Origin of the sequence: Gelidibacter sp. (genome assembly GCF_035577925.1) — a bacterium.
In the GTDB taxonomy this organism is placed as follows: domain Bacteria; phylum Bacteroidota; class Bacteroidia; order Flavobacteriales; family Flavobacteriaceae; genus Gelidibacter.
In genome coordinates, this window is the sequence record NZ_DATJCY010000415.1 from 1 (window position 1) to 15724 (window position 15724).

General features: G+C 35.1%; 13 protein-coding genes. 7 read left to right on the top strand and 6 right to left on the bottom strand.

From position 1 onward, the window contains the following. Together VNJ50_RS15530 and VNJ50_RS15535 are read left to right on the top strand one after the other, a co-directional pair. The coding region (locus tag VNJ50_RS15530; protein ID WP_325583205.1) for a TlpA disulfide reductase family protein at window positions 1–770 on the top strand (770 nt) is incomplete at its 5' end. 456 nt (window positions 771–1226) lie between these two features. Beyond that, window positions 1227–2429, top strand: coding sequence for an NAD(P)-dependent oxidoreductase (locus tag VNJ50_RS15535; protein WP_325583206.1), 1203 nt, complete (start codon window positions 1227–1229; stop codon window positions 2427–2429). Between the two features lie 55 nt (window positions 2430–2484). On the opposite strand, the gene VNJ50_RS15540 is transcribed toward VNJ50_RS15535, so the two are convergent. The 5 genes from VNJ50_RS15540 to kdsA all read right to left on the bottom strand — a co-directional run bounded on the left by VNJ50_RS15540 (window position 2485) and on the right by kdsA (window position 7482). Further along, window positions 2485–4389, bottom strand: coding sequence for a redoxin domain-containing protein (locus VNJ50_RS15540; RefSeq protein WP_325583207.1), 1905 nt, complete (start codon window positions 4387–4389; stop codon window positions 2485–2487). Window positions 4390–4644: 255 nt separating this feature from the next. Beyond that, window positions 4645–5274, bottom strand: a complete 630-nt coding sequence (locus VNJ50_RS15545) for a SanA/YdcF family protein (RefSeq protein WP_325583208.1) — start codon at window positions 5272–5274, stop codon at window positions 4645–4647. A gap of 45 nt (window positions 5275–5319) precedes the next feature. Beyond that, complete coding sequence (locus VNJ50_RS15550) at window positions 5320–5784, bottom strand: GNAT family N-acetyltransferase (RefSeq protein ID WP_325583209.1); 465 nt, start codon at window positions 5782–5784, stop codon at window positions 5320–5322. Between the two features lie 2 nt (window positions 5785–5786). Then, window positions 5787–6650 carry a hypothetical protein gene (locus VNJ50_RS15555; protein ID WP_325583210.1) on the bottom strand — a complete coding sequence of 288 codons (864 nt, stop codon included), beginning with the start codon at window positions 6648–6650 and terminating at the stop codon, window positions 5787–5789. 13 nt (window positions 6651–6663) lie between these two features. Next, window positions 6664–7482, bottom strand: coding sequence for a 3-deoxy-8-phosphooctulonate synthase (gene kdsA / locus VNJ50_RS15560; protein WP_325583211.1), 819 nt, complete (start codon window positions 7480–7482; stop codon window positions 6664–6666). A 532-nt stretch (window positions 7483–8014) separates the two neighbouring features. Between kdsA and typA the strand changes: the two genes are divergently transcribed. From typA to VNJ50_RS15585, 5 genes are all read left to right on the top strand, one after another. Then, entirely contained in the window at window positions 8015–9814 is a 1800-nt protein-coding gene (typA, locus tag VNJ50_RS15565; RefSeq protein WP_325583212.1) for a translational GTPase TypA, read from the top strand. 104 nt (window positions 9815–9918) lie between these two features. Then, the gene (locus VNJ50_RS15570; protein WP_325583213.1) at window positions 9919–10977 is read left to right on the top strand and encodes a GNAT family N-acetyltransferase; all 1059 of its coding nucleotides are present in this window, start codon (window positions 9919–9921) and stop codon (window positions 10975–10977) included. Continuing rightward, window positions 10974–12086, top strand: coding sequence for a DegT/DnrJ/EryC1/StrS family aminotransferase (locus VNJ50_RS15575; protein WP_325583214.1), 1113 nt, complete (start codon window positions 10974–10976; stop codon window positions 12084–12086). Before VNJ50_RS15570 ends, VNJ50_RS15575 begins: the two co-directional genes overlap by 4 nt. Next, window positions 12087–13424 carry an O-antigen translocase gene (locus VNJ50_RS15580; protein ID WP_325583215.1) on the top strand — a complete coding sequence of 446 codons (1338 nt, stop codon included), beginning with the start codon at window positions 12087–12089 and terminating at the stop codon, window positions 13422–13424. Window positions 13425–13519: 95 nt separating this feature from the next. Beyond that, on the top strand, window positions 13520–14818 hold the full coding sequence (locus VNJ50_RS15585) for an O-antigen translocase (protein WP_325583216.1): 1299 nt from the start codon (window positions 13520–13522) through the stop codon (window positions 14816–14818). On the opposite strand, the gene VNJ50_RS15590 is transcribed toward VNJ50_RS15585, so the two are convergent. Then, a complete protein-coding gene (locus VNJ50_RS15590; protein WP_325583217.1) occupies window positions 14815–15696 on the bottom strand; it encodes a glycosyltransferase family 2 protein in 882 nt (293 codons plus the stop codon). The genes VNJ50_RS15585 and VNJ50_RS15590 overlap by 4 nt on opposite strands. Window positions 15697–15724: the final 28 nt, after the last annotated feature.

Here is a 15724-nt window from a genome sequence, read left to right on the forward strand (position 1 = left end):
ATGAATTAACAAAAAACGAATATGAGAAATTGACACAGCTATCTTTAAAGAGGAATAGGATATTAGAAGGTTCTAAAGATAATGATATAGATTCTATTGGAAAGTCTCAATTAGTAAATATAAAAAAAGAGTGGACCCGTCACCAAGCAAAAATCAGGGATATAAGAATCAAATACATAGCATCCATGCCAAGCTCCTTTCTAGGACCCTATTATTTAAGCGCATATTATTTTAAAAGCATGCCGCTAGATACTATCAAGAACTTATATAATAATTTCTCTGAAAATGTAAAAGAAAGTTATTATGGTAGCTATTTAAATTCAATGATTGAAAGTGCTGAAACTCCTTTGAAAGTTGGGGATAATCTGGTTGATTTTAGCCTGGTTGATTTAAATAACCAATTAATAGACCTAAAATCTTTTAAAGATAAATATATAATATTGGATTTTTGGGCGAGTTGGTGTGGACCTTGTAGAAAAGAGGCACCAAAGTTGGTTGATTTTTATAAAAAACATAAAGAAAAGGGCGTTGAAATTATTGGTTTGTCGAGCGATAGTAATAAAAATTCATGGCTTAATGCCATTAAAGAAGACGACACTAATATTTGGCATCACGTTTTTTTAGATAAAAACTCATATGGGATAAAACAAAAATACGACATTGAGTTTTTACCAACATATATCTTAATAGATCCTGAAGGAATCATTAAAGGTAAATATTCGAATTTTGATGATTTAGAAAATAGTTTGATGCAGATGTTCAACGATTAATATTGGAATCTCTAGAAACATTCAAATTTATGGTTATAAATTTAATCACAATATACTAATTTCTGAATTGTAGTTGAAATGGATTATATAAACTATTTTAGTAAGTTGAAGATAGATAATTGGCATAAACATACTTTTAAAGTACTAAAATGTAAATTCAGAAGGAATATTGAATAACAATACGAAACATAAATAAAGTTATTTTTGAAAAAAAGTTTTCCTTTCTATAAACAACAACATGCTAATGATTGCGGTCTAATCTGGCTTAGAATTATTCCTATAACAAAATCCGATGGATTATAACAATGCGTTAAACTTGAACTAAGGTTCTAAACATTTTTATTTAGGAATGTTTGCTAAAACTTACAAATCGACTTATTTTCGTGAAAAAGTTGATTTATTGGGCAAAATGTATGCTCAAAATTTAATTTTCACTAATAAAACTTATAATAATCAATGAAATTTGCCATCATTAAAGAACGTAAAAATCCACCTGATAGACGTGTTGTATTTCCACCAGAAAAATTAGTAGAAGCAAGCGCTTTGTTTCCCGATGCCGAATTTATTATAGAATCGAGTGATATCAGGGTTTTTCCTGATGAGGCTTATGAAAAATTAGGGTTTAAGGTTACGGATGACGTGTCGGATGCCGATGTTTTTCTAGGAGTTAAGGAAGTGCCGGTTGATGCGCTAATTCCTAATAAAAAGTATATTTTCTTTTCGCATACCATTAAAAAGCAACCCCAAAATCAAAAATTGCTTCAAGCTATTCTTGAAAATAACATTGTGCTTTTGGATCATGAAACTATGGTCAGAAAAAGTGGTTCGCGGTTAATAGGTTTTGGTCGTTATGCTGGTTTGGTTGGTGCATATAATGGAATTAGGGCTTTAGGTTTAAGGGATAAATTATTCAATTTGCCAAAAGTTGAAACTCTGGCCGATTTAAACGAAGTAAAATCCGAACTGGATAAAATAACCATGCCACCAATCAAAATATTGCTGTCCGGAACCGGAAAAGTTGCCCATGGCGCTAAGGAAATCCTGGATCATCTAAAAATAAAAGAAATTGGCGATGCGCTGTATTTAACGGCCAAGTTTACCGAGCCGGTTTACTGCATGGTGGATGTTATGGAATATAATAAACGCAAAGATGGAAAAGTTGGTTATAAGCAGCAGTTTTATAAAGATCCATCCGAGTATGAAAGTAATTTTATGCCATATGCCAAACAGACCGATTTATTTATGGCAGGTCATTTTTATGGTAATGGCGCTCCGTTTTTATTTACAAAGGAAGATGCAAAATCACCAGATTTTAATATTTCAATTGTAGCGGACATTAGCTGTGATGTTGGTGGTCCTGTGGCTTCTACCATTCGAGCGTCAACTATTGCCGAACCTTTTTATGGCTATGACGCCCAACAGGAAAAGGAAGTTGCATTTGATGCCAAAAACGCTATAACTGTAATGGCGGTTGATAATTTACCATGCGAACTTCCAAAAGATGCCAGCGATGGTTTTGCTGATATGTTTATCAAACATGTGCTTCCTGCATTTTTTAATAATGACGAAAACGGCATTCTTAAACGTGCTAAGATTACCGAAAATGGTAAGCTTACCAAGCGGTTTGCTTATTTGCAGGATTATGCAGATGGGAAATAAATAAAAAAGCCTGATGTTTTAATTTCAGGCTTTTTTGATTTTAAAAATTTATCAATTATGATTTCAAGATATTAATCATAATATCCATTTCTTTAATTAATTTTTCATTGGAGCCGCTATAACCCACCGAGATGAATTTCATTCGTCCGTCGGTCCCAATGATGACTTTGGTCGGAATGCCCTCAATATTGTATTTACCCGCAACTTCAAAACTATTAGAGCCTTCAATTTCTTTGTCGTACAGAACCTCAAAGGTGTATTTGTTTTCTTTGATAAAGTCTTCGACCATTTTTTCCCTGTTCGGCCCTCGTTCAAAAGTATCCACAAATAAAAGAGTCACTTTATCATCATTTTTATATTTGGTAACTACTTCTTGCATGCCTGGGAATGATGCTATGCAAGGGCCGCACCAGGTTGCCCAAAAATCTAAAATCACAATTTTTCCTTTTAAAGAGGCTAGTGACACGTCGTTTCCTTTCATATCTTTTAAAGTAAACAATGGTGCTTCTTCATCCATCATTGTACTTTTTACTTCTGCCACTTGTGCCGCATAAGCTTCTTTTTCAAAAGCAACTATGTTTTCTTCAGCATCGGTTGCAGAAGGGTTTTGCTGTAGGTAGGCCGTTTTGTAAGCTTCTTTTATTTTGTTGTTGGCATATCCTAATTTGATAAAATTTTCTGCCTTTTCTTTAACGGCTTCGGTTTGGTTGTCAGCAATCAAATAGTCAATATAACGCTCATTGGCAGCAAGATCTCTTGCTTTTGGATCGTGTGCTTTTTCTTGATATGCAATAGCTTCCTTTACTTTACCTTGTTTGAAAAGGATGAAAGCGTAAGTATCGGCATACATATTATAAGACGATTTTAAGTTTTTGTCATACTGGTTTTTTGTATAAAACTCTGGTTTGTCATCCAAATTTTGTTGTAAGGAGGTGATCAATTCCAATGATGTTTTTGACATTTTTTCAGCTTGATCCAGGTTTTCACCACTTTCTGCCATCGACCAGGCAAGATTGTTTAAAACAGAAGCTCTGTTTGATTTTTCATCCACCTTAGACAAGTATTTGTCAAAGTTATCCATGTCTTTTTGTTGGTAATAGGTTCTGGCCAAAGCACTTGCCATGTAATTTCCTAAATTTCCTAATTTTGGGTTACTTTCAGCATAGGTTTTGAAAATTGCCACTTTTTTAGTTAAATCACCTTCTTTTTGAAATTGATCAATCAGTTCAAAATTGGCTGTTGTGCCTTTCGGGAATTTTGCCAAAGCAATCTGTTTTACAGAATCTTCTTTTATCTTATTTTTCAACATACGGTAAAACTGCATTACCGACGCATATTCTTTTTCTGATACCTCCGTTTTTTTACCAATAGCCGCCGCATAGTCCTCAATGAGTTTTTTGCCTTCTTCTTTATTGTTTTTGAAAAGTAATTCCAAGTAAGGCACTTCCCAATTTTCTTTGAGTTCGGGATGTGCTTCAAGTTCAGTTTTGATCGTGCTCAAAGTGGCATTTTCATCTCCAACGATATTATAATTGCCGCCGTTTCGCAAAGCGAAATAAGAAATAGCTGAGTTGCTCCCTGAAATTTGTACGTCATCATTAGTGTACAATGGTAACAAATAACCTTTTTTATTGTTGTCATCAATTTTGTCGTCAACTTTTATAATAAAAGCCAATGCAATTGCCGAATCGGGGATTTTTATAGCCGCTTTTTGTTGGCCATCAGTTTTTGAAAAATCAATGTCAACAGGATATTTTTTTGTACCCACCATATAGTAATAAAAGGCTTCAACGTCCTTGTCGTTATTATAAGTAAGGTCTAAATGGTCGCTAGGTTTTGGGTGTTCATTGGAGATAGTCAGTTGGCCAATAGTGCGTGGTTGGGCTTGCTTTTCTGGTTCCTGTTTGCAGGAGAAAAACATCAAAAGCATTAAAAATGAATAAAGTGTGATTTTTTTCATGTGATGTGTTTAGGTTTGTAAGATTATAAAAGTACAGAATATTCGGTTAATGCTAACATGGTAACTGTTCTTTAGAGGATGCTTTTTAATAATAGTGGGTAGAAATTAGGGATTAGTGCTTGTAGCCATAAAAAGCTATTTCATAAAGTTCCATGAAGGAGTTTTCAATATTCAAAAACCGATGTCTCCCGCCTGAACGGATATACAAAATGGCTTTTGAGAATTTCAGAAAGTTTTTTGACAACCTTATATCATTTATCCTATCGGAATTTTTTCTCCCAAAAATTTGGGTCCGACATTGAATACGATATCCATAAATGCTTTAGATCTTGCCAGATATTCCCTTAATCTGGTTTTTAATCCATAACGATTAGTGACATCTTTAGCATTAAAAGCAATAGCGTCAATGTCAAAATTTTTGGCGATATAGATGGCGCGCTGATTGTGGAATTTCTGGGAAATAATGGTCATGCTGTATTGCCCAAAAACTTTCTTGGCCCTGATAACCGAGTCTAAAGTTCTAAATCCGGCATAATCCAGCACAATTTTGTTTTCGGGGATTCCTCTTTTGACGAGGTCTTTTTTGAAAGTATCAGGTTCATTATAACTGATATGACTATTATCGCCACTTATGAGGATATAATCAATTTTTCCAGCTTTAAATAGGGCAACAGCAGCATCAATACGATAGGTGTAATAAGGATTTATACCTCCTGTTGCAATGTATTTGCTGGTGCCGAGCAATAAACCGACCTTGTTTTTAGGGATGTCGGCTACTTTGGAATAAAGATAACCTTCTGCTTTATGGGAAATCCAATAATCGGTGGCCACAAGTACTATGCACAAGACGATAGCAGTGGCCAATATGATTTTTAGGAATTTCATAAGTGTGTTACATGAAAATTTTGGTATTTGGAAAGATACTAAATTTTACAGTTCCTTGTAAACGATATAATTTTCGAAAGAAAGACCTTTATAGTTTTTCTTTTGCTTTCTTTCAACAATATAATATTGGTTTTCAAAAAGAGGAAGTGCCGTAATGCTAACATCCGATTTGATGATTTCATATCCGGTTGAGATGGCCTTAGATTCTATAATGCGCATTAATTTGGTGCCGAATCCTCGACGTAAATAATCTTTATGAATGAACAGACCGTCAAAACAATTTCCGTTGCTAAGGTATGCAAAACCTACAATCGTTTCATTGAGTTCTGCTACAATAAAATAAGAGTTTTTAATGCGTTCTTCCCATTTTTCAATTTCTGAAGCTCCGGATGCCCATACTTTAATTTGTTTTTCCGAATAATGTTTGGAGTTGACATGGGTAATGGTGTCCCTAAAAATACTGGTGATGAACGGAATATCCTCTAATGTTGCTTCTCTAATTTGTATCATAATTAAACTCTAAAAATACCACCCAAACTAATGACCCTTTGTTTATAGAAAAAATGCTGTGATGCGCTATCGGCAGAATTGTGCGTGGTTCTGATATTGCCCATATTAATATAACCGCCTTTCAAATCACCCTGAATAAAAAAGTGTTTAAAGAAGGTGAGGTTGAGACCGGCGCTCAGCGAAACGCCAAAACCTGAGACATGAAATTGGTCGTAACGATCTTTGCCTAAAAGTGTGGTGTTTGTTTTTGGAAAAAGAACTCCTGCGCCAATCCCTTCGGTGATATTAACTTGAAATTTATCGGTATTTTGAATTCTGAACAATGAGGAAATATCGTCATATCTTGCAATTTCGGCATAGATATAGTTTAAGCCATCGGTATGTTCAAACTTTAAGAACTCTTCAGAAACGAAAAAATTCTGGTTGTCGTAAACCCCGTTATAGATGGATCCGGTAGCATCTGAAGGCAAATTGATATACCCGTCAAGTTCTCGATTTTTATTGTTGTCCATAACGTATTTCATGTGGTCCAAACCAATTGATACGGTGTATTTGTCAGAAATAAAATAACCCAGTTTAAAGTTGGTTTGTGGAATGGTCATTCGCGCCGGATTGATGTAATCAATATGCCAGCCTTTGGGTTTGTCATGTGCCGTTACATTTTTTATGGTAAAGTCATAATCTTCACCTTTAAAAGTAATGTCCGATTTTGTAAATCCAGCACGGTTACCGCCCCAGCTCACAAAAAGCTTACCTTTATTGGACGCTGTATATCTGTTAGGTTCTACGATATCTTGTGAAAACCCTTTGAAACCGAGGAGCAATAGGAATGCACCCAAAAAAGGTGGGTAAGTTTTTTTAAACATTTCAAAAAATATTTTATAAAGTATTAATCGTCTTTCTGATGGCGACGAGATTGGTAAGTAGTTTTTCTAAATTATCTAAGTGCAGCATGTTGGCGCCATCACTTTTTGCGTTGGCCGGATCAAAATGTGTTTCTATAAACAAACCATCCACATTGTTGACCACGCCAGCTCTGGCAATAGTTTCAATCATATCTGGACGGCCACCTGTTACGCCAATACTTTGGTTGGGTTGTTGCAAAGAGTGCGTCACATCCAAGATGGTCGGTGCATAATGGCGCATCGTCGGGATTCCTCTAAAATCGACAATCATGTCCTGGTAGCCAAACATGGTTCCTCTATCCGTAATCCATGCTTTTTCATTGCCGGCATCCTTTACTTTTTGGACGGCATGCTTCATCGCTTCCGGACTCATAAATTGGCCCTTTTTTAGATTGACCACTTTTCCAGTTTTTGCAGCTGCAACAACCAGATCGGTTTGTCTCACCAAAAATGCCGGAATTTGCAATACGTCAACATACTCGGCAGCCATTAATGCATCCGATATTTCATGAATATCGGTAACGGTTGGTACATCAAAAGTTTCAGAAACTTTGCGCAATATTTTAAGGGCTTTTTCATCGCCAATACCTGTAAAGCTATCTATTCTACTTCGGTTGGCTTTTTTAAAACTTCCTTTAAATACATAAGGAATTTGCAAGTTGTCTGTGATTTTTACAACCTTTTCGGCAATGCGCAATGCCATTTCTTCGCCTTCAATGGCGCAAGGACCTGCCAATAAAAAGAAGTTATTGGCAGTTATATGTTTTAATTTTGGAACGTCGTTGAGTTTCATTTGATTAAAATTTTTAAAGTGCAAAGTTACGGAAAATTATGTGCGTGGAAGTATCAGTTTAATACGTATTTATGATATTAAATTCTGAATTTTTACTTGCAAAAAAATTGGAGCCATTCAGAGTTGTTTTTACAAGATGCAAAATGCGTTCTGAGTTTAAGTTTATAGCAATATAATTGATGTAAACTTGTTTTTTATAGGAAGTATTTGGTTCTAATATTTTTTGGGATGTGTTTTTTAAAGAGGTTTTAAATGATTAAAATACCTTATCAAATTTTACAATTCTGTAGAAATTTCATAAAAACAAAAGTTGTTTTCTGTTTCGTATAATAAGATGTATGGCTCCATGAATATTTTATGAACAGGTTTCATAGGGTTTTAATGCATTCAATGTCAATGTTGTATGTTAGGGCGGTTTTGTTGAGAATTAATCCTGAAACGTTATCACAAAATTTCAAAATACCAGAATCATCAAGATAATTTGTGAAAAAAATATCGTACATTTGCACGCTGAAAAAATAGCACCAGATATATGGCTACAATAAAAAATATTGCAATTATTGCACACGTTGACCATGGTAAAACAACCTTGGTAGATAAGATCATGTACTTTTGTCACACGTTTCGAGAAAGCGAGAACACGGGTGCATTAGTCCTTGACAATGAAGATCTGGAGCGCGAAAGAGGTATTACCATTACCTCCAAAAATGTTGCCGTATCATATAAAGGCACAAAAATAAATGTTATTGATACTCCGGGTCACGCCGATTTTGGTGGGGAAGTAGAACGTGTATTAAATATGGCCGATGGCGTATTGCTGTTGGTAGATGCTTTTGAAGGACCGATGCCGCAAACACGTTTTGTACTTCAAAAAGCAATCGATTTGGGATTAAAACCTTGTGTGGTTGTCAATAAAGTGGATAAAGAAAACTGTACACCAGATGAGGTTTACGAAAAAGTGTTCGACCTAATGTTTGAATTGGGTGCCGAAGAATGGCAACTCGATTTTCCAGTAGTTTATGGTTCAGCCAAAAACAATTGGATGAGCACCGATTGGAGAAAACCAACCGACTCTCTTGAACCTTTGTTGGACATGGTTATTGAGCATATTCCATCCATGGAAATTAAAGAAGGCACAACCCAAATGTTAATTACTTCTTTAGATTTCTCATCGTTTACAGGTCGAATTGCTATTGGGCGTTTGCAACGTGGCACTTTGAAATCCGGAATGAATATTTCGTTGGTAAAACGTGATGGCAAAATTGTAAAATCAAGAGTTAAGGAACTTTTTGTGTTTGAAGGTGTGGGGCGTAAAAAGGTCGATGAGGTCCAAACCGGAGATATTTGCGCTTTGGTCGGTTTGGAAGGTTTTGAAATTGGCGACACTATTGCCGATTATGAAAATCCTGAAGGTTTGCAAACCATTGCTATTGATGAGCCAACCATGAGCATGTTGTTCACCATTAACGATTCGCCGTTTTTTGGTAAAGATGGCAAATTTGTTACTTCGCGCCATATCAAAGAGCGTTTGAATAAAGAACTAGAAAAAAACTTGGCGTTGCGTGTTAGCGAAACCAATAGTGCAGATAAATTTATGGTTTTTGGCCGTGGTGTTTTGCATTTATCTGTTTTGATCGAAACCATGCGCCGTGAAGGTTATGAACTTCAAATAGGCCAACCACAAGTTATTATCAAAGAAATTGATGGTGTAAAATGTGAGCCTGTTGAAGAAATGACTATCGATTTGCCAGAAAATGTTTCAGGTAAAGCTATTGAAATGGTGACTTTGCGTAAAGGCGAAATGTTGACCATGGAAGCTAAGGGCGATCGTATGACCTGTACGTTCCATATTCCATCTCGCGGTATTATTGGTTTACGTAACCAATTGCTTACAGCGACTGCGGGAGAAGCTATTATGGCACACCGTTTTATTGAATACCAACCGCTTAAAGGTGGTATTCCTGAACGTCAAAATGGATCGTTGGTATCGATGGAAAACGGTCAGGCTATTCCTTATTCAATTGATAAACTCCAGGATAGAGGTCGATTTTTTGTTGAACCTGGCGAAGATATCTACGAAGGACAAGTTATTGGCGAAAACTCACGTGGCGATGACATGACCGTGAATATCACAAAAACCAAAAAGATGAGTAACGTTCGTGCTTCTGGAACCGATGATAAAGCACGTATTTTCCCAGCAATAAAATTCTCTTTGGAAGAAGCTTTGGAGTATATCCAAAAAGACGAATATGTAGAGGTTACGCCACACCATTTACGTTTGCGTAAAATTTTATTGACGGAAGTAGAACGTAAAAGAAATAAAAACGTATAATTCGAGTGACTTGAATTATTTTAGAAAGGAATTCCATTAGGAGTTCCTTTTTTTATGAAATACGATATCTAAAATGGAAGGTTTATGACTAAATATTAAAATCATTGATAATTTTAACACAATTGTTAAAATTATTGTATTTTGGATTGCAATTTAAACCACTAACTTCATTATCTGTTTTCCGCTTGAGTACTTATTCAGTTGAAATTTATCAATCTAAATTTAAAAACGATTGGAATGCCTTTGTTGGACATTCCAAGAATGGGACATTTTTATTCCATCGTGATTTTATGGAGTATCATCAACATCGGTTTGAGGATTATTCGTTGATGGTTTTTAAGAATGAAGAGCTTGTGGCCTTATTGCCCGCAAATAGGGTGGGCGATGAACTCCATTCCCATCAAGGATTAACGTACGGAGGCCTTTTGCTATCAAAGGAAGTACGTTCTGAAATTGTTTTGAATATTTACGAAAGCGTTTTGAGTTTTCTATATGGACGAAATATTAATGTATTATATCTCAAAGAGATTCCATCTATTTATTGTGTGATTCCTTCTGACGAAATTCGATACCTAAATTTTATTCTTAATGCGCAATTGTATCGAAGAGATACCCTTTCAGTAATTGATAATCAGCATCGATTAAGGTTTTCAGACAGTAGGGTAGAAGGAGTTAAGCGTGCTCATAAACAGGCTTTGCAGGTTGTTAATGATGATGATTTTAAAACATTTTGGAATCATATTCTGACAATTAATTTGAAACATAAACATGATGCAATTCCTGTGCATTCTCTAGAAGAGATTTTATATTTAAAACAGAAATTTCCGGAACATATTAAACAATTCAATGTCTATCATCATGGAAATATTGTAGCGGGTGCTACTATTTTTGAAACCGAACAAGTGGCACATTGTCAATATATTTCGGGTAATTCAGATAAAAACAGATTAGGAAGTTTGGATTTTTTGCATGATTATTTGATTAATGGCGTTTATGCCAATAAGCGCTATTTTGATTTTGGCACTTCTAATGAAAATAATGGAAAACACATTAATAAAGGCCTTCAATTTTGGAAAGAAGGTTTTGGTGCACGTACGATCACTCAGGATTTTTATTGCATTAAAACTCAAAATGTAAGTTTGCTCAAAAGTGTATTGATATGATAAAGTTTTTAGATCTTCATAAAATCAATGCGCGTTTTGAAAAGGATTTTCAGGAGCGATTTTGCTCTTTTCTTAATGATGCACATTATATTTTGGGAAGTGAAGTTGCGCAATTTGAAGTAGCCTTTGCCAACTACTGTGGTACAAAATACTGTATTGGTACTGCCAACGGTTTGGATGCTTTAACTTTGATTTTTAGAAGTTATATTCAGTTGGGAAAATTAGAAATAAATGATGAAGTCATCGTTCCTGCCAACACATATATTGCTTCTATATTGTCAATCATCAATGCTGGATTACAACCTGTTTTGGTGGAACCCTATCTCGAAACTTATAATATTTCTGTAGAAGAAATAGAAAAGCACATTACCCCAAATACAAAAGCTATTTTGGCAGTGCATCTTTATGGTCAGTTGGCTGATATGACTTCAATTAATGCCATTGCAAAATCAAAAAACCTATTGGTTATTGAAGATGCGGCACAAGCACATGGAGCAGGATTTACAGTTCAAGATTCAAAGTTTAAAAAAGCTGGAAACGTGGGCAACGCTGCAGCATTCAGTTTTTATCCAAGTAAAAACTTGGGTGCTTTAGGTGATGCCGGTGCTGTGACCACAAATGATATGGAGTTGGCAGAAACCCTCAAAATGATGCGAAATTATGGAAGTCGGGAAAAATACGTAAACGACATTATTGGTTTTAATAGCCGATTGGACGAACTCCAAGCGGCATTTTTAAATGTTAAATTGCAATATCTGGATGCCGATAACGCTATTCGTCAAAGTATTGCGGTAACTTATCTTCAAGAAATTAAAAATAAAAAAATCATTTTGCCGTTTTATAGCGGTGGTTTAGACCATGTGTTTCATGTGTTTGCCGTACGAGTTGCCGATCGATCAGGTTTTATGGAATATTTAGAATTCCATAATATTCAAAGTTTGATCCATTATCCTGTTGCGCCACATCAGCAGAATGCTTTGCAGGGTTTTCAGAATTATTCATTTCCAATTTCCGAAGGCATTCATAAAACAATTGTGAGTATTCCCATAAGTCCTGTGATGACAAAGCAGGAAATATCTAAAGTTATTGAAGTTTTAAATGCATATTAGGTGAAAAAAATCAATGCTTATATTAACAATCATGTATTGTTTAAGGGTGCAAACTTGAACACAGCAAGTATTTTTACAAAGATTGTTTCTGGTGTTTTGACCTCTAAAGTTATTGCTGTTTTAATTGGGGTAGAAGGGATGGCACTTATAGGAAATTTGAAGAATTTTTTGAGTGCCATTCAGACATTTTCAGTTTTTGGATTTTATCATGGTATGGTAAAATCAATTTCAGAAGTTAGACATGACGTTAATGCTTTAAGTCAAACCTTATCTACAGGGTATTATTTAGGATTTATATCGACAATTTTAATTTCTTTTTTAAGCTATTATAATGCTCAAGCAATCAATAACTTTCTGTTTTCGTCAATCTTCAATTATGCCTATGTGATTAAAATAATGGCTTTGGCATTGCCGTTTTATGCATTAAATATGTTCAGTTTCTCAATAATGAACGGGTATTCAAAGTATCATATGCTGCTCATTATAAGTGTTATTGGACAAGTGTTGGGTTTTTTTATCACCTTGTTGTTGATTTATCAAAACAATATTGATGGTGCTTTAATAGCTGGTGTTATTGCTCCGGCACTTGTTTTTTTGATCACCATCATTGGAGTATTAAATCAGCGTAATTTAACATCCTTATTAAAAATATCGAATGTCAATTTTGAGGTATTTAAAAAATTGGCACCCTATTCTGTAATGGCGTTGGTGACCGCCATTGCCATGCCGTTAGTTTTGATTATCATCAGAAATTATATTATAGAAGCCGTTGGTATAAAAGAAGCTGGACATTGGGAGGCTGTTCAACGTCTTTCAAATTATTATTTGTTGTTTATCAATACGGTAGTAACACTTTATTTTTTGCCAAGACTTAGGGAAATCAATACAAAAGAAGAGTTTAAGAAAGAGGTGTTTGATTTTTATAAAACAACGATGCCAATATTTGGTGTTGGGTTAATTTTTATTTATCTCTTACGTTCAATTATAGTACCGCTTATATTTTCTCAAGCATTTAAGCCTGCGGAAGATCTCTTTTTATGGCAACTTCTTGGCGATTTTGTTAAGGTGCTTTCCATTGTTATTGCTTATCAATTTGTTGCAAGAAGAATGTTTACACATTTTGTCATTATTCAAATTTTTTTGCTGGTAATAATGTATTTGTCAAGTGTTTATCTGATTGATGTTTTTGGGGTTAAAGGTGCTGTTATTGGACATTTTGTGAGTTATTTGATGCATTATGGTGTTATTTTATTAATGTTAAAAAGTTCACTTTTTGGTGTGATTTCTGAAAAAAATGATGACGATGAGCCATTAGCAAGACAAACTCCTAGAATTTAATTTTTGAATAGCAAGCTTCTTGTTTTTAAGTTTTATCCTCCACTCATGGCTTTTTAGAACTATTTTTGATAATTACTTTTTTGAATCCATAAGATTTGAACTTACAGAAACTAAGGCAAAACATACTTTTTAAGATAACGTCTTTAAATGCGGTTGTCATTATCATTCGATTGATCATTTCGGTCGTGATCCAACGTTTGCTTTCTTTGAGCATTGGCGAGGCCGGGATTGCAAAAGTTGGGCAACTCCGCAATTTGATGGAAATTTTGGGAAGTACGGCCACGCTTGGCACTTTTAATGGTATCGTAAAGTATGTTGCCGAATTTAGAGATCAAAACGACGAGCTCCAAAAGTTATTTAACAGCGCATATATCTTTGGAAGCATAGGCTCGTTGCTGTCAGCATCTATTCTTATAGGTTTTTCCAAATCTCTTGCGGTCACGTTGTTTGATGATCCCGAAATGCGCATGGTCATCATTTCCTTAGCTTTGGTCTTGCCAATTTTTGCTCTCAATCGTTTGTTCTTAGGAATTATTAATGGTGTTTCTGCATATAAGACTTATGCCAAGATCGACATTTTTGGATATGCCCTTTCTACGGGATTGACGGTGTGGTTCTTGTTTCAGTTTAATTTGATAGGAGTGTTGATGAGTATCGTTTTAGCACCTGTTGTTCAGATTTTGGTATTGCTTTTTGTTTTCGGAAAATCATTAAAAAACTTTATTAAAACATCGGGCATACGGTTGGAAATACCTTATGCACGCCATCTTTTAGCATTTACTTTGATGTCCTTTGTATCAACAGTCATGATTAACTATATTGAATTGGATATCAGGACCATGATTACAAATACTATCAGTTATACCGATGCGGGAAATTGGACGGGCATGAGTTTTATTTCTAAAAACTACATGGTATTCTCTTCAGGACTTTTTACTTTATATGTGATCCCAAAATTTGCTCAAATTAGCGAGTTTAAAGCTTTTAAAACAGAAGTGCTTCATATCTATAAAACCATTTTGCCGATTTTTGCCATCGGAATGCTATTGGTTTATGTGTTCAGATCTTTTATTATCAATTTGGTGTATCCTAATTTTACAGAAATGGATCCCTTGTTTAAATGGCAGTTATTGGGTGATTTTATCCGCTTGGCAACTTTAGTTATTGCACATCAATTTCTTGCTAAAAGAATGGTCAAAAGCTTTGTGGTGACGGAGTTGTTGTCTCTGGGCTTGTTTTACGGATTTTCAAAACTGCTGATGCCAATTTATGGTATTGAAGGCGTTGTTATGGCGCATTTTTACCGGAATATCATTTACTTTTTTGTGGTTGTCTTTTTGCTTTGGCTGTATTTTAAACCTTCCCGAACATCAGGAAAAACTGACGATAATTAGAACGCTAATCTAATTTCTATTTTTAAATATAATATTGCAAACCGAGCGGCTACACCAACTTGTCTATTTTTCAGGGCTAATCTTAGTTCATAGCGTACCCTGTTTCTTAGGGCTTTGTGCTCGTCGTTGTTTTGGTTCATTCGGAAGGCTTTATAACATATTTTACAAGTAGATAAAGCGAGTTTTTTTCCACGGGTTTTATTGAAATTACTGCTTAACGAATTCGTAAGGTCACGTTTTTGCATAAGGACGCGATCTACATAATCGTAAGCGTAGTTGCGGGACGATCGAAACCAAAAATCAACGTCTTCATAAGCAAGGTTTTCATCATATCCTCCTAGTTCATGCAGTACCTTGGCACTCATTAGCATGGATGTGGCACTTAAAAAATAACTGTCTACTAGATTTTTGTATATATTCCCTATTGGCGGTTTTTTTATGGCCGTACCATCAGGATGCATAGGGTAGAGGTAATGCTTGTGTGTGCCATTTTCGTCAACATGTTCAATATTTGAAAATACAACGCCTACATTTTTTAGATTAGTGTTTTGGAATTGTCTTACTTGTGCTTCAACAAAATTGGGTAAAAGGATATCATCTGCAGCCAAGTCCACAATATATGCACCACTGGTCATCGCAAAGGCTTCATTAAAAGTTTTAGTGTTGCCCATATTAATGGTATGTTCAATAAACGTGGTAGGATGCGTTTGCAACCATTTTTTGATGCGCGGTACCGATTGGTCCGAACTGGCATCATCGGCAATTATGATTTCAATAGGTTGATAGGTTTGTGCAAGGATTGAATTTAAAGCTTCAATTACAAAATCTTCATGATTATAACAAAGGCAAATGACACTTACCAACGGATTTGCAGACATAAATAAGTTTAGTTGTTTTTTCTTTTTA